Genomic DNA, 21,209 nt, shown 5'->3' with positions numbered 1-21,209 from the left:
TATGCCGCGTTCGGCTTAGCGTTTGTAGAACGGCAGTGGCACGCGCGTGGCGGGGTGGTCCTTGCCGCGCACCTCGACCTCGAACGCTTCGAGGGTGGCGTGCGCGGCGTCCACCAGTGCCATGGCGATGGGGTGTCCGAAGGTGGGGCTGCTGCTGCCGCTCGTGACGTGCCCGACGATCTCGCCGCCGACCTTGACGGGGTAGCCCTCACGCACCGGCACGCGCTCCAGCTTCAGGCCGATCAGGGTCTGGGTGGGGGCCGTGCGGATGTGCTCGTGCCCGACGTGGGTCTTGTCTTTCACGACCCAGCTGTAGGTGCTGCTCAGCGGGTGGATGGTGTCTGAAAATTCGTGCCCGTACAGCGGGAAGCCCGCTTCCAGGCGCAGGGTGTCACGCGCGCCCAGTCCGGCGGGCGTCAGGCCGATGGCCAGCAGTTTGTCCCAGATGGTCTCGGCCTCGCTGGCGTCCGTGAACACCTCGAAGCCGTCCTCGCCGGTGTACCCGGTGCGGGCCAGCATCACGTCGAAGCCGAAGAGCTTGGCGGGGAAGAAGGCGTTCTTCTTCTTGCTGCTCAGGTCGGTGTCGGTGTGGGGTTGCAGCAGGCTCTCGGTCTGGGGGCCCTGTGCGGCCAGCAGGCCCCAGCGGTCGCTCTCGTCGGTCAGGGTGACGTCGAACCCTTCGGCGTGGCGTTGCAGGTGCGCCCAGTCCTTGGCGATGTTGCTGGCGTTCACGACCGTCAGGTACTCGTCTGGCGCGACCATGTAGATGTAGATGTCGTCCACGAGGCCGCCGGACACGCCGGGCAGCCAGTTGTACTGCGCGCGGCCGGGTTTCAGTTTACTGACGTCGTTGGTGGTGACGTGTTGCAGGAACGCCAGTGCGCCGCTGCCCTGCACGCGAAATTCGCCCATGTGGGACACGTCGAACACGCCAGCCTTCGTGCGAACGGCGTCGTGTTCGGCTTTCACGCCGGCGTACTGCACGGGCATGTCCCACCCGCCGAAGGGCACCATTCGGGCTCCGGCGCGCAGGTGCGCGGCATGCAGGGGCGTCCGCTTCAGCGGCTCGGTGGGGGACTGGTTCACACCTGAAACTGTAGCCGACCCACCCCCGGCGCGTCCGGGCCGCCCGGACGCCCGTGGGGTGTACGCTGGGGCATGACGACCGGGAAAAAAGGCGTTCCGGAGGGTGAAAACGCCCGGACTGACACGGTGTACGAACAGCTGACAGGCCGGGCACTGGACGGCGCACGGCAGGGCCTGACCCCCCGCGAGGCCTGGGCCGCCGCGCAGCGTCTCGTGGAGGGAACGCCCAGTACCCTGAACAAGGGCTGTCCCCGCTCCACGTTCGTCTCGCTGGCCGAGCAGGGGTACGTCCGGGGCGTGCCTGCACAGGCGGCCACGCGCCCCCTGACCCTGAACGCCCGGCATGCGCTGCACGCCTGGAAGGTCGCTCAGGCCGACCCCACCCTCCTGAACCGCAAACGCGCGTGGTGGGCGGCGACCCGCGCGCACTCCGGCACCAGCCGCGAGAACCACGCGGGCATTCTGGACGTGCTGCGCGTCCTGATCATGCGGAACGCCCTGACCGACCCAGCCGCCCCGATCATCCCAACCGGCCCGTGAGCCCCTCGCACCTGCTGGCGCTGCGGCCCCCGCCGGACATCGAGGCCCGCGTCGTGGCTTTCCGGCAGGCTCAGGGCATCCGCGACGCGGCGGCCGTCCCTCACCTCACCGTCAAGGCCCGCAGTGGCCTGGACGACGACCTGGGCTGGCTGGAACTGGTTCCGGCGGTGGCAGCGGCGACCCCGCCCGTCCCGGTCGAACTGCTCGCGCCGCGCGTGTTCCCGAACGGCCGCGCCCTGTACCTGCCCGCCCGCAGTCCCGGTGCCGTGCGGCTGCACCTCGACCTGCTCGGCGCCCTGCGGCCCACCCGGCGCTTCGGGTATGAGGGGCCGCACCTGACCCCGCACCTGACGCTGGCGCTGGGGCGGCGGGACATGAGCATGGACGCCCTGCTGGACGCCGCGCGGCAGGCCTTCCCGCACCCGCTGTCATTCACCGCCACGGACCTCGTCTGGATGCGCAAACCCGGCCCCGGCGGCGCGTACCAACCCGTGCAGAGCTGGACGCTGGGCGGCACGCGCGACCCGTAGAGTGGCGGGCATGCCGACCCTCGCGCAGCTCCGGGAACTCCAGGCCATCGCCCAGGAGGGCCTGACCTACTCCCGCGATCCCTTCGACCTGACCCGCTTCGCGCGCCTGCGGGACCTGACCGCCGAACTGCTGGCCGAGCAGACCGGGCAGACGCCCGCCACCGTCGCCGGGTTGCTGCGGGTGGAGGAGGGGTACCTGACACCGAAAGTGGACGTGCGTGCGGTCGTGCTGAACCCGGCCGGCGAGGTCCTGTTGACCCGCGAGCGCAGCGACGGCGCGTGGAGCCTGCCCGGCGGGTGGGCCGACCCCGGCGAGAGCCCCACGCAGATCGCCGTGCGCGAGGTGTTCGAGGAGACCGGGCGCACGGTGCGCGCCGCGCGCCTGCTGGCCGTGATGGACAAGGCGCAGCATCCGCACCCGCCGGACCTGTGGGCGGTGTACAAGCTGTTCGTGCAGTGCGACCTGACCGGCGCCGGGGGCGCGGCCCACGCGGAGAACCTGGAGACGCTGGACAGCGCGTTCTTCGCCGTAGACGCCCTGCCGCCCCTGAGCCTGCCCCGCAACCTGCCGGAGCAGGTGCGGCGCGTGGTGGCGCTGGCTCGCGACCCGCACAGCGCCGTGCACTGCGACTGATACGGGTTCCGTTTGTTTCGCCGACAATCCGGGACTTCACCGGATTGCCAGCTCCACGTCCGGAACCCGTTTTTCTCCCACTCGCTTCGCTCGGATTGAACGGGCTTTGCAACCCATTCAATCGGAGTCCGTATGAACAGCGGGCGACCTGTACGCGCCCGTACCGACGCGCCGGGGCGTTTGAGGTTCACTGCCGTCATGAACACCCTGATCATCGGAGCGACCGGCGGGATCGGCGCGGCCACGGCCCGCGTCCTGGCCGCGCAGGGCGACACCCTGACCCTCAGCGGGCGGAACGAGGCGACCCTGACCGCCCTGGCGGCCGAACTGGGCGCCGCCCACCACGCCGCCGACGTGGGCTACGAGAGTCACGTCCGCACGCTGCTGGAGGGCGTGCCGCCGCTGGATACGCTGGTGTACGCGGCGGGCGCGGCCCTGCCCGAACCGCTCAAGGACGCCGATCCCGGTCACGTGCGCGCCGTGTGGAACGCCAATTACTTCGGGGCGCTGTGGGTGCTCAAGCACGGGCTGGGCCGCCTGAACGCGGGTGGGCGCGTGTACCTGATCGGCGCGCGGCCGGAACTGGTCACGGCGCGCGGTTTCAGTCAGTACGCGGCCAGCAAGGCCGCCCTGGCCCGCGCGGCCGAGATCGCCCGGCTGGAACACCGGGGGGTGGGGATCACGCTGGTGCTGCCGCCTGCCGTGGACACGGCGCTGTGGGCGCAGGTGGGCCGCGTGCCGAAAGGCGCGGTCACGCCGGACGTGGTGGCCCGCGCCATCGCCGCGCACCGCGCCGCCGAGCCCACCCCAGAACTCAGGGTGGACTGACCGGTCCGGTCACCGCGCGCGCACCCGCCTCGCTCAGCAGCCACCCCACCGGGCAGTCGTGCGGGTCGGTGGGCAGGCGCGGCACGATCAGCGCGCCCTGAATCACGCCCACCGTCAACCCCCGGAAGTCCGGTAGCAGGCGGTCGTAGAAGCCCCCGCCGTAGCCCAGGCGCACGCCGCGCGTGTCGAAGGCCAGCGCGGGCAGCAGGATCGCGTCCACCGAGTCCAGGGGCTCCTGCGGCGCGTCTGCGGGCGGTTGCAGCGCCCCGAACCGGCTGAGTTCCGTCGCCGACTCCCACGCGTGCAGCGTCAACCTCGGCACCGGCCGGAAGCGGGCGCGGGGGGTCAGCAACTCGAACTCGCCGTGCAGGGCCGACACGTCCGGCTCTCCCGGCAACGCCCGGTACGCCAGCACCCGCCGCACGCCGTGCGAACGCAGCAGCGCCCGCAGGTGGCCGCACAGTTCCGCCGACACGTCCGGCAACTCCGCGCGTGCGGCCCGCGCCCAGGCCCTCCAGGCAGCCTTATCAGGCAGGTCGGCGGGTGGGTCGGGTCGGGTCACGCCCGCCATTGTGCCCCGCCCACGCCACATAACGGTGAACGCCCCCACCGCGCAGGCAGGGGCGTTCACCGGAAACAGGCGCGCGGAGGGGTTACTGCGCGGCGAGTTTAAGCGCGAGGGACTTGAGCTCGACGCCGGTCAGTTTGCCGCTCAGGGCAGTGGTGGCGCCGCTGGTCAGGTTCACGGTGTACAGGTTGGTGTCGTTGCCCGACACGCTGCTCAGGTACGCGCTGTTGGCCCCGGCGATGTCGAAGCCGGTCGTGCCCGCCGTGACGTCCACGTTCAGTTTGCCCATCGTGACCAGGGTGTTGAACTGCGGGCCGACGGTGTTCATGATCAGCGTGTCGGCGCTGCCGTCGATCGTGTACAGGGTGGTCGTGGTGCCGGGCGCAATGGCCTTGGTAGCGCTGTTGTCGAACGAGTTGGTGTACGCGGCGGCCACGAGGTTGACGTTGATCGTCCCGTCGGGGTTGACGAAGGCGCCGTCGTCCGTCGTGCCGGTCGTGCCGGCCACGGGGTCAGCCATCAGCGTGTGGCGGAAGTTCTTGGCATTCGTGCCGGCCACGCGCAGGCGGTTGGCGGCGGGGTTGAAGTCCACGGCGACCACCGTGGCGTTCGCAATGGTGCTGTCCACCGTCGCCGCGCCGTTCTCGGTGCTGATCATGAACACCTTGCCGCTGGTCGCCACGCCGTACAGTTTGCCGTCGGTGTTACGCACGTCCAGGTCCACCAGGGTGTCGGTGCCCAGGCCCGTGATGTCCGTCTTCACGTAGCTGGCGTCGGGGTTGCCCAGGCCGAAGGTCACGAGTTTGCCGTCGTTGCTCAGGCCGTAGGCGAGCTGGCCGGTGGGGGCGTCGGGCGTGCGGTTCATGTTGCAGGAGGCGAGGGCGACGGTGGAGATCAGGGTCAGCAGGGCAACTTTTTTCATGGTGGTTCCTCCGGGGAAAGGGGGGCTTCGGCGGTCTGTGCGGGCGGGGCGACGGGTGGGGCGGTGCACGGAACTGCAGTGACGCTCTGTTCAGGTGTATGCGGCGCCGCCCCAGCTGGATCACCGGCGGGACTTCACATGAACTTGACCGGTTTGCCATGTAGGCCTCATGCGGCGGCGGGACGGGCCGCCCACCGGGGCGCGCTATGCTGCCCCGCGCACCCGCCCATGCTGATCGACTCCCTGACCCACCCCACACCCGAAGCCCTGCTGACCTTCCTGCGCGCGCACCTGCATGCCCGCGTGACCCTGCATCTGGCGGGTGAGGTCGAGGTGCTGTATGCCGGGCGAGCGACCAGCATGGCCGAGGCCGGGGACCGCCTGCTGCTGCTCAAGCCCGACGGTTCGTTGCAGGTGCATGGGCCGCGCGGCGTGAAACCCGTGAACTGGCAGCCGCGCACGGACCACCTGAGCGCCGAACTGGAGGGCGGCTGCGTGGTCCTGCACGCCGAACGCCGCAGTCCCGCCGAGGTGGTGCGGGTGCGCGTGATCACCTGCGCGCAGGTCACGGCGCTGCAACTGGGGGACGAGGCGCTGTTCCTGCTTCAGGGCAGCGAGGCGCAGATGCAGGCCGCGCTGGCCCGCACGCCCGAGCTGATCGAGCCGGGCCTGAGTGTCCTCGACCGCGAGCTGCTGGTCGGGGTGGGCGGCATCGACCTGTACGCCCGCGACAGCCAGGGGCGGTTCGTGGTGGTGGAACTCAAGCGCGGCAAGGCCGGGCACGAGGCGGTGCATCAGCTGGCCCGGTACGTGCAGGCCGTGCGGGAACAGGTGCCCGGCCCCGTGCGCGGCATCCTGGCCGCCCCGGACATCACGGTTCCGGCCCTGAAGGTCGCGCAGGCCGCCGGACTGGAGTACGTGAAAGTCGAGGCGCTTCCCCAGGTGCCCGAGGAAGCGCTGCAACCCACGCTGTTCTGAGGGGAGTGTGGGGCACAGTGACCGCCGCCGCCGCCCCCCTCGGCCCACTTCTTGCTTCCCTCAGCCCACTTCTTTCGGGCCTTTCAGGCCGGTTTTCCCCTCGCGTTCGTGCAGCACGGCGGCCACATCGGCGGGGGAGACGCCGACCTCGGCCATGGCGAACAGGGTGTGGAACAGCAGGTCGGCGACCTCGGTGGCCAGTTCGGCGCGGTCGTGGTTCTTCGCGGCCAGCAGAACCTCGCCGCTTTCCTCGCTGATCTTCTTCAGCACGCGGTCCAGGCCTCCGGCGTGCAGGCGGGCCACGTAGCTGTTCTCGGGCAGCGTGGCCAGCCGCTCGGTGATGGTCGCGTACACGCGGTCCAGCGTGCCGTCCAGCCCGGCGGGCGGGGCCTGGGTGGTCAGGAGCGGCTGGTGGTAGCAGGAGTACGCGCCGGTGTGGCAGGCGGGGCCGGTCTGCACGACGCGGTACAGCAGGCTGTCGGCGTCGCAGTCGGCCTGCACGTCCACGACCTGCTGCGTGTGGCCGCTGGTGGCGCCTTTCACCCACTGCTCCTGCCGGGAGCGGCTGTAGTAGGTGGCCTCGCGGGTGTCCAGGGTACGTTCGACGGCGGCGCGGTCGGCCCAGGCCTGCATCAGCACGGCGCCGCTGCGGGCGTCCTGGGTCACGACCGGGATCAGGCCGGTCTGGGGATCGAAGTTCAGGGAATCCAGGGAAATGGGGAGTGTCATGTCATGGCCCTCCGGAGGCCAGGGTGCAGTGGGGTGGGGGCGGGTTCAGGGGCGGTGCGTGTCGTGCCAGTCGGGCCGCACGGGCAGCCCCTCGCCCTTCAGGTACGTCTTGACCTGCGGGACGGTCAGTTCCCCGAAGTGGAAGACGCTGGCGGCCAGCGCCGCGTCGGCCCAGCCTCCGTCCTCGCCGCCGCGCAGCACGTCGCGGAAGTCCTCGAGCTTCCCGGCGCCGCCGGACGCGATCACGGGAATATCCAGCGCGCGGGCGACCGTGCGGGTCGCTTCCAGGTCGAAGCCGGCGCGGGTGCCGTCGGCGTCCATGATGTTCAGGCAGATCTCGCCCGCGCCGAGCGCCTGGCCGCGCACGGCCCACTCGATCAGGTCCAGGCCGGTGTCCACGCGACCGCCGGCCCGGAACACGTTCCAGCCGTGGCCGTCCGGGCGGCGTTTGGCGTCGATGCTCAGCATCACGCACTGCGCGCCGTGGTGGTCGCTGGCCTCGCGGATCAGTTCGGGGCGGCTCAGGGCGCCGCTGTTCACGCTGATCTTGTCCGCGCCGGCCATCAGCAGTTGCCGGAAGTCGCTGAGGGCGTTCACGCCGCCCCCGACGGTCAGGGGCATCATGACCTGCTCGGCGACCCTGGCCGCGACGTCCAGCATCAGGCTGCGGCCCTCGTGGGTGGCGGTGATGTCGTAGAACACCAGTTCGTCGGCCTGCTGCGCCTCGTACGCCTGGGCCAGCACCAGTGGGTCCCCGGCGTCGCGGTGGTCCTCGAAGAACCGGACGTTCTTCACCACGCGGCCGTTCTGCACGTCCAGGCAGGGAATGATGCGCTTGGTCAACATGGGGGCAAGTCTACGCGGTCAGGGTGCTGCAGGGCTGTGACCGCGTCATACGAGGGTCGTCCGGATGGCCGGATGTGGGGGCCGCGCCACCGAACAATATTAAACCGACTTTAGAAAGCCCTCATGTAACCTGCTAAGCTGATGGTCACCAGCGGCACGAGGCCGCCGGACGTCACCGCAAGCACGACGGCTGCCACCCCTGGGGGAACCGTGAACATCCGCAGGATTCTGATCATCGACGACAACCCGAACGACGTGGAACTCGCCCTGACCGCCCTGGCCGACGCACCCGCCGGCAGTCCCGGCCACGAGGTCAGTGTCGCGTCCGGCGGGCCCGAAGCGATCGAATGGCTGCGCGTCGCCCGGACGACCGGCACCCTGCCCGACCTGATCCTGCTCGACCTGAAGATGCCCCACATGGACGGTATCGCGGTCCTCGACGTGATCCGCGCCGACCCCGGCCTGCGCGGCATTCCGGTCGTCATGCTCACCACCAGCGGCGAGGGGCGCGACATCAGCGAATCCTACGCGCACGGCGCGAGCGCCTACGTCATCAAACCCATGGACTTCACGCAGTTCCGGGACGCCATGCAGACCATCCAGGCCTTCTGGACCACCCTGAACCGCCCCCCCAGCCTCAACGGCTGAGCCGGTCCCCGTCGCCGGGGCGACCCTCAAGAACGGCGCAAGACCCTCCGGTCCCCACCGCGCCCCGCTGGCCGCTACCCTGGCAGGCATGCGCGTGTACATCGGCTGCGGCGGCTACAGCAACGACGACTGGACGGCCCCCGGCCTGATCTACGAGGGCGTCCGCAAGGACGACTACCTAGCCACGTACGCCCAGCACTTCGACGCCGCCGAACTGAACAGCTCCTTCTACGCCATTCCGGGCCTGAAAGCCTTCGCGGGCATGGCCCGCAGGAGCGGCGGTCGCGTGCGCTTCACCGTGAAACTCCACCGGATCTTCACGCATGACCGCGCGCCCACCGACGCCGACTTCGACCGCATGCTCCAGAGCCCCGAACCGCTGCGCGAGGCCGGCGTCATGGGCCCCTACCTCGCGCAGTTCCCGTTCTCGTTCCACCGCACGCCCGCCAACCGCCGCTACCTGGGACAGCTGGCCGAACGCTTCGCCGGGCACGAACTGGCCGTCGAGATGCGCCATGAGGGCTGGGATCTCCCCGAAGTCCGCGAGGGCATGGCCGAGCGCGGCCTGATCTGGGTCAGTCCCGATTACCCGCCCGCCGGAGGCCTGCCCGAACCGCAACTGCACGTCACCGGCGACGTGGGCTACCTGCGCCTGCACGGCCGCAACGCCGGCAGCTGGTGGGAAGGGCAGAGCGCCGCCGAACGCCACGACTACCGCTACACCCGCGCCGAGATGGACGAGTGGGCCCAGAAGATCGCCCTGGCCGCCCCGGACCTGAGCGAACTGTACGTGCTGTTCGAGAACACCACCAAAGGCCACGCGCTGCACAACATTCCCCAGCTGCGCGAGGCCCTGAACGCCCACGGCGTGCCCGTGCAGACCCCCGACCCCGGCCCGGAACAGGGACGCCTGCTCTGAGCGCGCCCGCCCGGACCAGGCATGAAAAACCCCCACCGAAGTGGGGGCTTTGCGTGGCTCGGCAGGTTGGGGTCGAACCAACGACCGTCCGATTAACAGTCGGATGCTCTGCCACTGAGCTACTGCCGAATACCTGTGGCGGGCCGTTTCCGGCGCGAGAGGGATAGTAGCACGCACCCATATGCCGCGCAAGTCCTCCGGGTGTGGGGCACCCACCTGTCCAGACACCCGGCCCGGTTCAGGGCCAGTTCCGGGCTGGTGCAAGGGCCAGTTCAGGCCTGAGCGCCGCCCGGCATGATGGTGTCTGCCGTCACGCCCAGCCGGTCCAGCGCCGCCTGCCAGCGCTCCCCGGCCGGCACGTCCCACAGCAGTTCCGGGGTGTCCTGCTCCACCCACACCCAGCTGCCCTCGCGGGCTTCCTCGGTCAGCTGCCCCGCGCCCCACCCGGCGTACCCGAGGACCAGCATGAAGCGCTGCCCCGAGGCCATCACGGCGCGCAGCACGTCCAGGCTGCTGGACACGTTCAGCTCCGCCGTCAGCCGCATCTCGCCGTCCAGGCCTACGGGTTGCGGGTACAGGCACCACCCGAGCGTCGGGTCCACCGGGCCGCCCAGCCAGGCGGCGTCGGGTTGTCCGGGCGTGTCGGGCAGCAGGTCGCTGACGCTCTGGGTCATGGGGGCGTTCACGATCAATCCCATCGCGCCCTTGGTGTCGTGTTCCAGCAGCAGGATCACGGCGTGTTCAAAGACCCCGCCGCGCAGGTGCGGGCTCGCCACGAGGAAAGTCAGTGGACCGCTCATCAACTGGCAGGATACCGCGCTGCGACGGCGCCGGGCGGCACGGTCCCGCGACACGGAAAACCCCCACCGCGCCACGGGGCGGGTGGGGGCAGGGGAGGGCGTCGGCGCCTGGCAGTTCAGCTCAGGCGCGGGCGTCGGCGCTGCGGCGGGTGCTCTTGCGCTTGGCGGGCGCGCTGCCGTCGCGGGGCGTTTCCAGGGCTTTCAGGCCGCCCACGAGGGCCACGTCGAGCACCTGATCGACGGTCTCGCAGGGGTGGAAGCGCATGCTGGTGCGCAGGTGCTCCGGGATGTCGCGCAGGTCGCTCTCGTTCGCTTTGGGCATGATGATGTGCTTGATCCCGGCGCGGCGCGCACCCAGCACCTTCTCTTTCAGGCCGCCGATGGGCAGGTAGCGGCCGGTCAGGGTCATCTCGCCGGTCATGGCGACGTCGTGGCGGGCGGGAATGCCGGTCAGGGCGCTGATGAGGCTGGTGACCATGGCGCCCCCGGCGCTGGGGCCTTCCTTGGGGATCGCGCCGGCCGGCACGTGAATGTGAATCTCGCTGTCGTCGATGCGGGCCTTGTCGATGTGGAAGCGTTCGGCGTTGCTCTTGATGTACGTCAGGGCGGCGCGGGCCGATTCCTTCATCACGTCACCGAGCTGCCCGGTCAGGACCAGGCCCTTGCCGGGGCTGATGCTGGTCTCCACGAACAGGATGTCGCCGCCGACCGGGGTGTAGAACATGCCGGTGCTGACGCCCACGGTGTCCTCCTTGCCCTCGGTTTCCGGGGTGTGGCGGGCCTGCCCCAGGTAGCGGTCGAGTTCCTTGTCGGTGACCTTGGCGCGTTTGGTCTCGCCGGTGGCGATGCGGCGGGCGACCTTGCGGGCGACCGTGCCGATCTCGCGTTCTAGGTTACGCACGCCGGCCTCGCGGGTGTAGTGGCTGATCAGTTTTTCCAGCGCGGCGTCCGTGAACGCGATCTGGTTGCCTTTCAGGCCGTTCTGGGTCAGCTGGCGGGGCAGCAGGTAGCGTTTGGCGATCTCCAGTTTTTCCTGCTCGATGTAGCTGGAGAAGTCGATGACTTCCATGCGGTCCATCAGGGCCGGGGGGATCTGCTCGGGGTAGTTGGCGGTGGCGATGAACATGACCTCGCTCAGGTCGAAGGCCACGCCCATGTAGTGGTCGGTGAAGTGCTGGTTCTGCGCGGGGTCGAGCACTTCCAGCAGCGCGGCACTGGGGTCGCCCTGGTAGCCGCTGCCGAGCTTGTCGACCTCGTCGAGTAGGATCACGGGGTTCTTGGTGCCGGCGGTGCGGATGCCCTGGATCAGGCGGCCGGGCATCGCGCCGATGTACGTGCGGCGGTGACCGCGGATGTCGCTCTCGTCACGCGCGCCGCCCAGGGCGATGCGCACGTACTTGCGGCCCAGCGCCTTGGCGATGCTCTGCGCGATGCTGGTCTTGCCGACGCCGGGAGGGCCGGTGAACACCAGGATGGGTCCCTTGTTCACGTCCTCGGCGCTCAGTTCGCCGCGCGCGGCGCGTTCCTTGCGCAGTCGGCGCACCGCCAGGAATTCCAGCACGCGGTCCTTGACCTTCTCCAGGCCGTAGTGGTCGTCGTCGAGGATGGCGGCGGCGGCGGCCACGTCCAGCTGGTCCTCGCTGCGTTCGTTCCAGGGCAGTTCGGTGATCCAGGTGAGGTACGTGCGGATCACGCTGGCCTCGGCGGCGTCGGGGTGCATGCGGGCCAGTCGGTTGACCTCGCGGTCGATTTCCTTCTTGACCTCGGGTTTCAGGCCCAGCGCGTCGATCTTGGCGCGCAGCTGCTCGGCCTCGTCGCCTTCCTCGCCGTCCTCGCCGCCCTGGAGTTCCTTCTGGATGACTTTCATCTGCTCGCGCAGGTAGTACTCGCGCTGGTTCTTGTCGATCTCTTCTTTCACCTGCGCGCGGATCTTGGCCTGCACGGCCTGCACTTCCTGTTCGGTGTCGAGCAGGGTCAGCAGTTTGCGGATGCGGGCGGTCAGGCTGGGCAGTTCCAGCAGCGCCTGCTTGTCCTCAAGTTTGAAGTCGAGGTTGAAGGCGATGTGGTCGGCCATCTCGCCGATGTCTTCCTTGTTGCCGATGGTCTGCACGTTCTCAGCCGTGATCTTGCCGCCCGAGGCGATGGCCTCGAACCGTTCGCGCAGTTCGCGGCTCAGGGCCTGCAGTTCCACGGTGTCGCCCTGTTCGGGGGTCAGGAGCGTGATGTCGGCGCTGAGGTGGTCGCCGCGCGTGTAGTTGCTGGCGCGCACGCGGGCCACGGCGGACACGAGCATCTGCACGGTGCCGTCCGGGTTCTTGCGGACACGCAGGACGTTGCAGGCGGTGCCGACGTCGTACAGGTCGCTGCCTTTGGGATCGTCGATGTCCTTGTCTTTCTGCGAGACGATCAGGATGACCTTGTCGCTGGCCATGGCCGCCTCGATCGCGCCGATGGAGATGGCGCGGCTGGCGTCGATGTGCTGGACCATGGTGGGGTAGATGACGCTGCCGCGGACGGGGCAGACGGGGACGTTGCTGGGCAGGGTGTGGGTTTCGGTGGGCATGCGGAACTCCTTTGGCCCGGTCGGGTCTGGCTGAGATGCGGGGTTCCTGGCGTGCTCGATACCAAGAAACTTGAGTGCCACTATATCAAGTTGGAGGAGTTGCGGCAAGCGCGCCGCGCCCCTCCGCCGAACGGCCTATTCCCTGTGCTTCACGCTGAAATCCTACGCCCACAAGCCTGACACAACCCTCACGGGAAGCTGATGGGGCGTTCACACATGCGGCCCCCCACCTACGCGCTGGCCGGCGCGCTGGCCGTCCGCGCGCCGGGTCCCGTTATGCTGCGCCGCATGGCACGCCTGCGCTGGCGCATATCCCACCTTCCGCCCCTGCCCACCGGCAGCGCCGTGTTCCTGACCGGCGACCACCGCGCCTGGAGCAGCGATCCCACCGGCTGGACCTTCGACCCCGCCGGAGAACTGCTGGGCGAGCACCCGGAAGGCACCCTGCTGAGCGTCAAGGTCCGCGCCCGCCACCCCGACGGCACCGTCACCGAGGAAGGCGACGCCTGGGGAGGCCGCGCCGCCCCCCACCGGCACGTCGTGACCGGCGACGCTGGCATCGACCTGCACGTGGCTGGCTGGCAGGACGCCAGGGGAGGGCTGGACCGCCCCGCCCGCAGCGCCCCACCGCGCGAGGAAACCGTGCTGGAAGCCCCCTGGGGGGAACAGCCCGTGCGCCTGTGGTGGCCCACAGGACAGGACGGCCCGCTGCCGCTGCTGATCCTGCATGACGGGCAGAACGCCTTCGACGAGGCCCCCACCTTCGCCGGGGAGAGCTGGGACGCTGCCGGGGCCGCGCAGGCCCTCGCAGACGCCGGGCACCCGGTGCGCATCGCTGCGCTGCCCGTGAACCACGACCGCAACCGCCGCTACGTGCCGTTCCCCTTCGAACTGAACGACTTCGCCAGCGGCGCGGACGAGTACGCCGACTGGATCAGGGACACCCTGTTGCCGCACCTGCACGCCCGCTTCGGTCTCGTGCCCGCGCAGGACACCGCGCTGGCCGGCTCCAGCTTCGGCGGGCTGATCACCGCGTACGCGGGCCTGCGCGACCCCGGCACGTACGGCACGCTGGGCGTGTTCAGTCCCGCCGTGTGGCCCGCCGACCACGCCTTCCTGCGCTGGCTCGCCGGGCGCAGTGACCCGCAGGCGCGCGTGTGGGTGGACATGGGCGACCACGAGGGGAGCAGCGTGCAGGGCGCGCAGGACGTCATCACGCTGGCCCGCGACCTGACCGCGCAGCTCGCCCCGCACGTCCGCGAGGCCCGCTTCACCGTCGGCGAGGGCCACTGGCACGACGAACCCGCGTGGCGCGAACGCCTGCCCGCCTTCCTGCGCTGGTGGCGGACAGATCAGGGCTGATCAATGGTGCGGACAGGTTCAAGCAGCTTTGACGCCGAGATCCAGCGGCCTGGACGGATGTTCCTCCAATTCAACGAATCGCCGTGAAAGACCCAGATTGGCCAGAATTCGCGAGGCGAACAGCCGGTTAAACGCGCGCCGCTTCACGTCCTCGTACGAAAACGGCACCACATCAGCCGGTCTGCCCGTACGGGCAGACCGCTCCAGTAGGTACTCCGCACGACCCAACGAAAGCGCAAAACACGCGGCGTTCCAGTGATTCTCCAGCCCCGTCGTCGACCGGAGCTGGCAGGTCGTCAGCCCCGCGAACTGCTTGGCATCACGGAAGACGAACTCCAGCTGGAACCGGGCGCTGTACAGCGCCCGGATCTCCTGTGCCGGCATGGTCGTGTCCGTGCTGCACAGCACCACATGGGCCTTCACCTGACCCTTCCGATCAAGACGCTCGATCACCACCACCCGCAGAAAGCGGCCGAAGTGAGGGGCCCACACCACCCGCGTCCACACCCGCTCCTGAGCGTCACCCGGAACGCTCTGCCACCCGCTCCAATCTTTGAAATCGACCTTGCCACCCCACTTCCGCCGGGCACCCCGGCGTGTGGGATGCGCGCCAGTGAACGGGTAGAGCAGGTTGGCATTCGACTGGAGCTTGGTGACGAAAGCGATCTTCTCGGCATGGACGGCGTCCATGAACATCTTCTTGGCGTACTGGCCGTCAGCCACGACCGCGCGCAGATGGCCGGACAGCCAAGCGCGTCGCTGGGTGAAGACGTCTTTCAGTTGCTCCAGATACTGTTCGAGGCGATCTGCCCGGTCCTGTTTGGGCCGGGTCTGACGGATGTCCAGCGGGAAGGCATGCTGGCCGGTGAGGCTGATCAGGGCCAGGCAGGACAACTCCAGTCCGGTGTCGGAACGGCTCTGCGAGCCGTTCCAGAACGCCCCGAGCCCTTCGGTTTTCTTGCCTGACTTGGGGATGAAACTGGCGTCGATGGCCAGGATGAACCGTGAACCGAGGACCCCCCAGCGAATCAGGAGTCGCACCAGTCCCCAGTGGAGTTCATCCCAGGGCAGCGTCTTGTGCATCCATCGGCGGAAGGTGCGCTCGTCCCACTCGCTGTAGCGGCTGAAGTTCCTGGCGTTGACCCGGCCTGGAATGGCTTGCCAGAGGGGAATGAGGTGAGCGAAGAAGCGGGTCTGGTGGGCTGGGAGTCCGAGGAAGAGCAGCAGCAGGGGTAACATGGGTCAGGTCTCCTTTCGGTGGTGTCGTTTCAACTTCACCGTACAGGAGACCTCTTCCTTGCACCTTTTGAAAGTGTCCGCACCATTGGCTGATACGGACTCCGATTGAATGGGCTGCAAAGACCGTTCAATCCGAGCGGATGCGACTCGTAGAGCTGCCCCGCAGAGTGGGAGCAGGGCGGGTTCCGGACGTGGAGCTGGCAATCCGGTGAAGTTCCGGATTGTCAGCGAAACAAACGGAATCCGTATGGCTTACCGCAGCAGGTCGCCCGCAATGATGATCTTCTGGATTTCGCTGGTGCCCTCGTAGATGCGCAGCAGGCGCTGGTCGCGGTAGTAGCGTTCGACGGGGCTGTCTTTCATGTAGCCCATGCCGCCCGCGACCTGCACGGCCTTGTCGGCCACCTGCGAGAGCGCCTCGGTAGCGTGGTACTTGGCCACACTGGCCATGCGGCGCACGTCCTGGCCCTCGTCGACCATCCACGCGACTTTCTGCCACAGGACGCGGCTGGTCTGCACGGCGATTTCCATTTCGGCCAGCATGAACTGCACCGCCTGGAATTCCGCGATGGGCTTCCCGAACTGCTCGCGGGCCTTGGCGTGCGCGACCGAGAGGTCCAGCAGGCGCTGCATGGCGCCCGTGCTGCGCGCGGCGATGCCGACGCGGCCGTTGGTGAGGATGCCCAGCGCCTCGCGGTAGCCCAGGTGTTCGGGGCCCAGCAGGTTCGCGGCCGGGATCTCGGCGTCCTGGAAGATGACTTCGGCGCTCAGGGCGCCTTTCTGGCCCATCTTCTCGTCGATCTTGCCGATGCTCACGCCGGGCGTGGTCTGCGGTTCGACCAGGAAGGCACTCATGCCTCTGGTGCCCTGGCTGGGGTCGGTGATGGCGATGACGGTCAGCAGGCCCGCGATGGGCGCGTTGCTGATGTAGTGCTTGGTGCCGTTCAGGACGTACACGTCGCCTTTTTTCTCGGCGCGGGTGCGGATGTTCGCGGCGTCGCTGCCGGAACTGGGTTCCGTGATGGCGAAGCCCGCGACGCACTCGCCGGTCGCCATGCGCGGCAGGAAGCGGGCCTTCTGCTCGGGCGTGCCCAGTTTCACGAGGCCGCTGGTGCCGATGCTGGCGTGCGCGCTGATCACGCCGCCGAAGCCCATGTGGCCTATGCCGAGCGCCTCGTACGCGGCGCAGCGGCCCAGCGCGCCCAGGCCCACCCCGCCGTACTCCTCGGGGATGCTCAGGCCGAACAGGCCCAGCCCGGCGGCCTCGCGCAGCAGTTCCGGGGGGACGCTGTTCGTCTCCTCGATCTCGTGCGCTCTGGGTTCCACGCGCGACAGCATGAAATCACGGACGGTCGCCTGCACCTCGCGCAGGTCCTCTGGCAGATTGAAATTCATGTGACGACACACTACCGCTCCGGGCGGGCAAGGGCAGTGCAGATCACACGCCGGCCCCGCAGAACCTGTCAGGATACTTACAGTTCGTTCATTCCCCGGAGGTCGTATGAGTGCCCCCCAGTCCCACGCCGATCCTGCTCCCGCGCCCACCTGGCTGCTGCGCACGCTGGGGCAGGCGGAAGTGCTCGTGAACGGCGCGGCCGTCGTGTGGCCCGCCCGCAGCGCCGGGGAACTGCTGTGGTACCTGCACGCCCACCCGGACGGCCGCTACCGCCACGACCTGCTGCGCGACCTGTGGGACCTGGACGACACGCCCGCCGCCCTGAACCGGTTCCGGGTGACGCTGCACCGCCTGCGCCACGCGCTGGGCCGCGCGGACGCCGTCACCGAGAGCGGCGGCCGCTACGCGCTGCACCCGGACCTGCTGGCCGCCAGCGACACCGCCACCCTACACGACGCGCTGCGCGGCGCGCGGCAGGCCGGCCCCCCACGCGAACGTGAGGAACTGCTGCGCCGCGCCCTGGCCAGCGCGGACGGCGAGTACCTGCCGCACCTGAACGGCGACTGGGTGCAGGAGGCCCGGCAGGCGCACCGCGCGGCCGTCGTGGAAGCCCACCTGACCCTGGCGCGGCTGCACTGCGACGCGCACGAATGCCCGCTGGCGGCGCAGGAACTCGTGCGGGCCGCCGCGACCGACCCCCTGATCGGCGAGGACCACCACCAGCGCCTGATGGCCTGCCTCGCCATGACCAGGGACCGTTACGCCGCCACCGAACACTACCGCCGCTACCGGGCGTTCCTGGCCACCGAGATCGGCGACACGCCCATGGCGGACACCGTGGCCTTCGCCGAGCGCCTGAAAGGGGGCGAGCTGCCCTGCGTGGACACCCCGTTCCGACCGGCCGGCTCCCGCGACTGACGCGACTCCGGTTGAATGGGCTGCAAAGCCCGTTCAATCCGAGCGGAGGCGAGAAGGAGAGAAACGGGTTCCGGACGTGGAGCTGGCAATCCGGTGAAGTTCCGGATTGTCAGCGAAACAAACGGAATCCGTATGATTGACGGCCCCACGGCCTCACGTACCGACCTGCGTCACCGACTGCTGCGCCCCCTTCCCGCGCCCTGGCCGATGTCGGCGCACGCGCCTGTGCGGGCCTTCCGCATGGGCCGGCGCGTGGCCCGCATGGTCGCCCGTTCCCGTAATGCCCCGGTAACGCGCCGGTAATGCCCTCGCCGGACCCTCCAGGCATGGAGGTTTCCCATGCGAGTTCTTGACCTGATGAGTACCCCGGTGATCACGGCTGTTCCCACCCTCTCCCTGCTGGACGCCGCGCACCTGATGCGGTCGCACGGCATCCGGCGCCTGCCGATCGTGGCGGGCGACACGCTGGCCGGGATCGTCACCGACCGCGACCTGCGCGAGGCGATGCCCAGCCGCGTGTCCAGCCTGTCCCCCTGGGAGGCCACCACGCGGCTGGCCGCCGTGACGGTCGCCGACGTGATGCGCCGCTCGGTCCTGACCACCACCCCCGACGCGGACGCCCGCGACGCGGCGCACACCATGCTCCTGCACCGCGTGGGCGCGCTGCCCGTGATCGACGCGGCGGGACGCGTGGTGGGGGTCGTGACCGTCAGCGACGTGCTGCGCGATTACGCGGCGACCAGCCCGGCCGCCGCGCTGGCCGCCGCCCCGGACGGCGCGCGGTGAGTGTTCCGCCCCCCGAGGAGCGCGGCGCGGCCCCGCGCGGCACGCTGGTCGTGGTCCTCACGCTGCTGCTGAGCATCCTGGGCCTGTGGATGCTGGTGCTGGGCGTGTTGCAGGGGCGCGCGTGAGCGGCGCCGACCCCGCCCCCCGTCTGGACCACCACACCCTGGAACGCTACGAGACGGCGTGGCTGGGCATCGCGGTCGTCATGACGGTTCTGCTGTTCGTGGGTGTGATCGCCAGCCTGATCAGCGGCACGTACCCGCTGCTGAGCGCCGGGACCGGCCACGCGCACGAGGGGCCGATCGTGAAGGGCCGCGTGGACCCCGCGCAACTGGCCGCCACGCCCTTCGCGAAACCAGGACTGGTGGTGGACCGCGCCGGGCAGCCGGTCATGAACGACCGGGGCACCCTGGACGCCTACCTCGTGGCCGGGGGCTTCACGTTCCAGCCGGCGGTGCTGCGCGTCCCGGCAGGCGTGCCCGTCACGCTGCACGTGACCGCCACCGACGTCGTGCACGGCTTCCAGGTGACCGGCACGAACGTCAACGTGGAGATCCTGCCCGGCCACGTCGCCTCACTCACCGTGACCTTCCGCCACCCCGGCGAGCAGCACGTCATCTGCAACGAGTACTGCGGCGCCGGGCACCACAACATGATCACCCGCTTCATCGTCGAAGCGCCCACGGAGACCCCATGACCACGGCCCTTCCGTCCCGACCGACTTCCAGCCCGGCGCTGCCCGGCCTGGACAGCGCCACCCTGACCAGCCTGAAGAAACTGACGCAGTACTACGCGGTCACGGCCTTCCTGGCCCTGATGATCGGCGTGCTGCTGGGGCCGCTGCAGGCCCTGAACTACGGCGGCGTGAACGTGTACGAGTTCCCGCTGCTCAGGGTGCTGATCAAGTCCTACTACCAGGGCCTGACGCTGCACGGCGTGCTGAACGCGCTGGTGTTCACGCAGTTCTTCATCAGCGGCTGGATGCTGTACCTCCCGGCCCGCGACCTGAACGTCCGCCCGAACATGCGCTTTGCGTGGTTCACGTACCTGACCATGACCGCCGGGCTGCTCACGGCTGCCGTCCCGCTCCTGATGAACGACGCGACCGTGCTGTACACCTTCTACCCGCCGCTGGAAGGCAGCCCCGTGTTCTACATCGGCGCGGCCGTCATGGTCGCCGCGAGCCTGCTGGTGGCCGGGCAGGTCGTGGGGCTGTGGCTGAGCTGGAAACGCGCCCACCCGGGCCGCGTGACGCCCGTCGTGACGTACATGAGCGTCGCCACGTGGCTGATGTGGATCGTGGCGGCTCTGGGACTGGTGACCGAGGTCGTGGTCATGCTGATTCCCTGGTCGCTGGGCCTCACGCGTGGCGTGGACCCGCTGCTGGCCCGCACGCTGTTCTGGTGGACCGGGCATCCCATCGTGTACTTCTGGCTGCTGCCCGCGTACATCTCGTGGTACGCGTTCCTGCCCCGGCAGGCGGGCGGCCGCATGGCCAGCGAGGGCCTGACGCGCCTGGCCTTCGCGATGTTCCTGGTGTTCAGCGTGCCGGTCGGCCTGCACCACCAGTACGCCGACCCGAACGTGCAGAACACCTGGAAGGTCATTCACATGTTCCTGACGTTCCTGGTGGCCGTGCCCAGCCTCCTGACGGCCTTCAGCGCCGCCGCGTCCCTCGAGGACGCCGCCCGCGCCCACGGGGGCCGGGGTCTGGTCGGCTGGGTGCGCCGCCTGCCGTGGGGGAACGCCAGCATGACCGCGCAGGTCCTGGCCATGGTGTCATTCATCTTCGGCGGGGCGGGCGGCATCGTGAACGCCTCCATGGCCTTCGCGCCGGTCGTGCACAACACCGCCTGGATTCCCGGTCACTTTCACATCACGGTGGGCACCGCGACCACCCTGACGTTCATGGGCGTGATGTTCTGGCTGGTGCCGCACCTGACCGGCAAACGCCTGTTCTCGCCGCGTCTGGCGCTCGCATCGGTGTGGTGGTGGTTCGGCGGCATGATGCTGTTCGCGCTCGGCATGCACTGGCAGGGACTGGCGGGCGTGCCCCGGCGCGCGCAGGTGAGCGCCGCGGCGCAGCAGGCGGCGTACGACAGCATGAACATCGCCCTGCCGAAACTCCTGACCGCGATCAGCGGCGGCGTGCTGTTCGTCGCGTCGGTGCTGTTCTACACCGTCCTGATCCGCACGCTGCTCTCGCCCCGCCTGGACGACCCGGAAAGCACACCCATCCCGGTCAGCGAGGCCATCAGCCCCGCCGGGGAGAACCTGCGCGGGGCCAGCCTGCTGGTGCGCCGCACTGAACCGCTGCTGGCCCTGACCTTCGCCGCGCTGGTGCTGGTGATCCTGGTGTACGGCCCGGTGATCGCCCCGATGCTCGCGAACTACCAGTTCATTCCCGGCCAGAGGCTCTGGTGAGCGGCCCCCACCCCGGCAGCCCCCGCCCCGGCCCCGAGGACCGCTGGTTCACCCGCCGGCAGGTCACGGCCCTCGTCGCCGTGCTGGCGCTGGCGGCCGCGCTCGGCACCGCCGCGTACCAGGCGGGCGAACGGCTGGCCGGCACCGGGGGCGGCGCGGTCGTCACGGCCGCCACCGGCACCGTCCCCGACGGCGGCGCCCTGTACGCCGCCAGTTGCGCCGGTTGCCACGGCGCGGACGCCGGCGGCGCGCTCGGCCCGGCCCTGCGCGCCTCGGCCGCCTGGAGCGGCGCCGACTTCACGCAGGCCGTTCTGGAGGGCCGGACCCCCGACGGCCGCACCCTGGGCGCGGTGATGCCGCGCTTCGCGGCTGCCGGTCTGGACGGCGCGCCTCCCACCCAGGCGCAGCTGGACGCCCTGCACGCCTACCTGAAGACCCTGCCCTGAGCGGCGCGGCGTGGGGGCGGGATTGACACATCGCCCCCACGCCTTTA

Annotated in this window: 23 protein-coding genes and 1 tRNA gene; 14 read left to right on the top strand and 10 right to left on the bottom strand. The window is 69.7% G+C overall.

The window, feature by feature from the left end; all coding sequences use genetic code 11:
- Window positions 1–15 precede the first annotated feature (15 nt).
- Window positions 16–1,086 carry a glycine cleavage system aminomethyltransferase GcvT gene (gcvT, locus tag BXU09_RS03525; protein WP_240500989.1) on the bottom strand — a complete coding sequence of 357 codons (1,071 nt, stop codon included), beginning with the start codon at window positions 1,084–1,086 and terminating at the stop codon, window positions 16–18.
- A gap of 72 nt (window positions 1,087–1,158) precedes the next feature.
- Here gcvT and BXU09_RS21315 point away from each other — a divergent pair, with 72 nt between their 5' ends.
- The 4 genes from BXU09_RS21315 to BXU09_RS03505 all read left to right on the top strand — a co-directional run bounded on the left by BXU09_RS21315 (window position 1,159) and on the right by BXU09_RS03505 (window position 3,618).
- Entirely contained in the window at window positions 1,159–1,626 is a 468-nt protein-coding gene (locus BXU09_RS21315; protein WP_240500987.1) for a hypothetical protein, read from the top strand.
- Window positions 1,623–2,156, top strand: coding sequence for a 2'-5' RNA ligase family protein (locus tag BXU09_RS03515; RefSeq protein WP_078300620.1), 534 nt, complete (start codon window positions 1,623–1,625; stop codon window positions 2,154–2,156). Before BXU09_RS21315 ends, BXU09_RS03515 begins: the two co-directional genes overlap by 4 nt.
- Window positions 2,157–2,166: 10 nt before the next feature.
- Entirely contained in the window at window positions 2,167–2,790 is a 624-nt protein-coding gene (locus BXU09_RS03510) for an NUDIX hydrolase (RefSeq protein WP_078304696.1), read from the top strand.
- 198 nt (window positions 2,791–2,988) lie between these two features.
- Window positions 2,989–3,618: an SDR family NAD(P)-dependent oxidoreductase gene (locus BXU09_RS03505; RefSeq protein ID WP_078300618.1), complete on the top strand. Its 630-nt coding sequence runs from the start codon at window positions 2,989–2,991 to the stop codon at window positions 3,616–3,618.
- Here BXU09_RS03505 and BXU09_RS03500 read toward each other — a convergent pair.
- Complete coding sequence (locus BXU09_RS03500; protein ID WP_078300616.1) at window positions 3,605–4,189, bottom strand: 5-formyltetrahydrofolate cyclo-ligase; 585 nt, start codon at window positions 4,187–4,189, stop codon at window positions 3,605–3,607. The two genes, BXU09_RS03505 and BXU09_RS03500, sit on opposite strands and share 14 nt — an antisense overlap.
- An 82-nt stretch (window positions 4,190–4,271) precedes the next feature.
- Window positions 4,272–5,108: a DUF4394 domain-containing protein gene (locus BXU09_RS03495; protein ID WP_078300614.1), complete on the bottom strand. Its 837-nt coding sequence runs from the start codon at window positions 5,106–5,108 to the stop codon at window positions 4,272–4,274.
- Window positions 5,109–5,336: 228 nt separating this feature from the next.
- On the opposite strand from BXU09_RS03495, the gene nucS reads away from it, so the two are divergent.
- Entirely contained in the window at window positions 5,337–6,086 is a 750-nt protein-coding gene (gene nucS, locus BXU09_RS03490; RefSeq protein WP_078300612.1) for an endonuclease NucS, read from the top strand.
- Window positions 6,087–6,146: 60 nt separating this feature from the next.
- Here nucS and hisIE read toward each other — a convergent pair whose 3' ends face one another.
- Window positions 6,147–6,815, bottom strand: a complete 669-nt coding sequence (gene hisIE / locus BXU09_RS03485) for a bifunctional phosphoribosyl-AMP cyclohydrolase/phosphoribosyl-ATP diphosphatase HisIE (protein ID WP_055363720.1) — start codon at window positions 6,813–6,815, stop codon at window positions 6,147–6,149.
- 45 nt (window positions 6,816–6,860) lie between these two features.
- Window positions 6,861–7,661 (bottom strand): imidazole glycerol phosphate synthase subunit HisF, encoded by an 801-nt coding sequence (hisF, locus tag BXU09_RS03480; protein WP_078300610.1) that lies wholly within the window; start codon window positions 7,659–7,661, stop codon window positions 6,861–6,863.
- A 210-nt stretch (window positions 7,662–7,871) separates the two neighbouring features.
- On the opposite strand from hisF, the gene BXU09_RS03475 reads away from it, so the two are divergent.
- Together BXU09_RS03475 and BXU09_RS03470 are read left to right on the top strand one after the other, a co-directional pair.
- Window positions 7,872–8,309, top strand: coding sequence for a response regulator (locus BXU09_RS03475; RefSeq protein ID WP_055363722.1), 438 nt, complete (start codon window positions 7,872–7,874; stop codon window positions 8,307–8,309).
- Between the two features lie 88 nt (window positions 8,310–8,397).
- Window positions 8,398–9,228, top strand: coding sequence for a DUF72 domain-containing protein (locus tag BXU09_RS03470; RefSeq protein ID WP_078300606.1), 831 nt, complete (start codon window positions 8,398–8,400; stop codon window positions 9,226–9,228).
- Between the two features lie 54 nt (window positions 9,229–9,282).
- Here BXU09_RS03470 and BXU09_RS03465 read toward each other — a convergent pair.
- From BXU09_RS03465 to lon, 3 genes are all read right to left on the bottom strand, one after another.
- Window positions 9,283–9,357: transfer RNA gene (locus BXU09_RS03465), tRNA-Asn, on the bottom strand.
- Window positions 9,358–9,500: 143 nt separating this feature from the next.
- Window positions 9,501–10,028 carry a YqgE/AlgH family protein gene (locus BXU09_RS03460; RefSeq protein ID WP_078300604.1) on the bottom strand — a complete coding sequence of 176 codons (528 nt, stop codon included), beginning with the start codon at window positions 10,026–10,028 and terminating at the stop codon, window positions 9,501–9,503.
- Between the two features lie 121 nt (window positions 10,029–10,149).
- The gene (gene lon / locus BXU09_RS03455; RefSeq protein ID WP_078300602.1) at window positions 10,150–12,591 is read right to left on the bottom strand and encodes an endopeptidase La; all 2,442 of its coding nucleotides are present in this window, start codon (window positions 12,589–12,591) and stop codon (window positions 10,150–10,152) included.
- Window positions 12,592–12,807: 216 nt separating this feature from the next.
- Between lon and BXU09_RS03450 the strand changes: the two genes are divergently transcribed.
- The gene (locus BXU09_RS03450; RefSeq protein WP_240500985.1) at window positions 12,808–13,953 is read left to right on the top strand and encodes an alpha/beta hydrolase-fold protein; all 1,146 of its coding nucleotides are present in this window, start codon (window positions 12,808–12,810) and stop codon (window positions 13,951–13,953) included.
- 18 nt (window positions 13,954–13,971) lie between these two features.
- On the opposite strand, the gene BXU09_RS03445 is transcribed toward BXU09_RS03450, so the two are convergent.
- Window positions 13,972–15,192, bottom strand: a complete 1,221-nt coding sequence (locus tag BXU09_RS03445; protein ID WP_144011945.1) for a transposase — start codon at window positions 15,190–15,192, stop codon at window positions 13,972–13,974.
- 252 nt (window positions 15,193–15,444) lie between these two features.
- On the bottom strand, window positions 15,445–16,587 hold the full coding sequence (locus BXU09_RS03440; RefSeq protein ID WP_078300600.1) for an acyl-CoA dehydrogenase family protein: 1,143 nt from the start codon (window positions 16,585–16,587) through the stop codon (window positions 15,445–15,447).
- Window positions 16,588–16,693: 106 nt separating this feature from the next.
- Here BXU09_RS03440 and BXU09_RS03435 point away from each other — a divergent pair, with 106 nt between their 5' ends.
- The 6 genes from BXU09_RS03435 to BXU09_RS03415 all read left to right on the top strand — a co-directional run bounded on the left by BXU09_RS03435 (window position 16,694) and on the right by BXU09_RS03415 (window position 21,162).
- Entirely contained in the window at window positions 16,694–17,506 is an 813-nt protein-coding gene (locus tag BXU09_RS03435) for a bacterial transcriptional activator domain-containing protein (protein ID WP_078300598.1), read from the top strand.
- A 339-nt stretch (window positions 17,507–17,845) separates the two neighbouring features.
- On the top strand, window positions 17,846–18,292 hold the full coding sequence (locus BXU09_RS03430; protein WP_078300596.1) for a CBS domain-containing protein: 447 nt from the start codon (window positions 17,846–17,848) through the stop codon (window positions 18,290–18,292).
- Window positions 18,289–18,417: a hypothetical protein gene (locus tag BXU09_RS21845; RefSeq protein WP_255579092.1), complete on the top strand. Its 129-nt coding sequence runs from the start codon at window positions 18,289–18,291 to the stop codon at window positions 18,415–18,417. The genes BXU09_RS03430 and BXU09_RS21845 overlap by 4 nt, the downstream gene beginning before the upstream one ends.
- Window positions 18,414–18,989, top strand: coding sequence for a cytochrome C oxidase subunit II (locus BXU09_RS03425; protein ID WP_240500983.1), 576 nt, complete (start codon window positions 18,414–18,416; stop codon window positions 18,987–18,989). Before BXU09_RS21845 ends, BXU09_RS03425 begins: the two co-directional genes overlap by 4 nt.
- Complete coding sequence (locus BXU09_RS03420) at window positions 18,986–20,716, top strand: b(o/a)3-type cytochrome-c oxidase subunit 1 (RefSeq protein ID WP_078300594.1); 1,731 nt, start codon at window positions 18,986–18,988, stop codon at window positions 20,714–20,716. Before BXU09_RS03425 ends, BXU09_RS03420 begins: the two co-directional genes overlap by 4 nt.
- Window positions 20,713–21,162: a cytochrome c gene (locus BXU09_RS03415; protein ID WP_078300593.1), complete on the top strand. Its 450-nt coding sequence runs from the start codon at window positions 20,713–20,715 to the stop codon at window positions 21,160–21,162. Before BXU09_RS03420 ends, BXU09_RS03415 begins: the two co-directional genes overlap by 4 nt.
- Window positions 21,163–21,209 lie beyond the last annotated feature (47 nt).

Origin of the sequence: Deinococcus sp. LM3 (assembly GCF_002017875.1) — a bacterium.
GTDB lineage: Bacteria > Deinococcota > Deinococci > Deinococcales > Deinococcaceae > Deinococcus.
The sequence above is the reverse complement of the archived record's forward strand: the minus strand, read 5'-3'. Positions and strand labels throughout refer to the sequence as shown.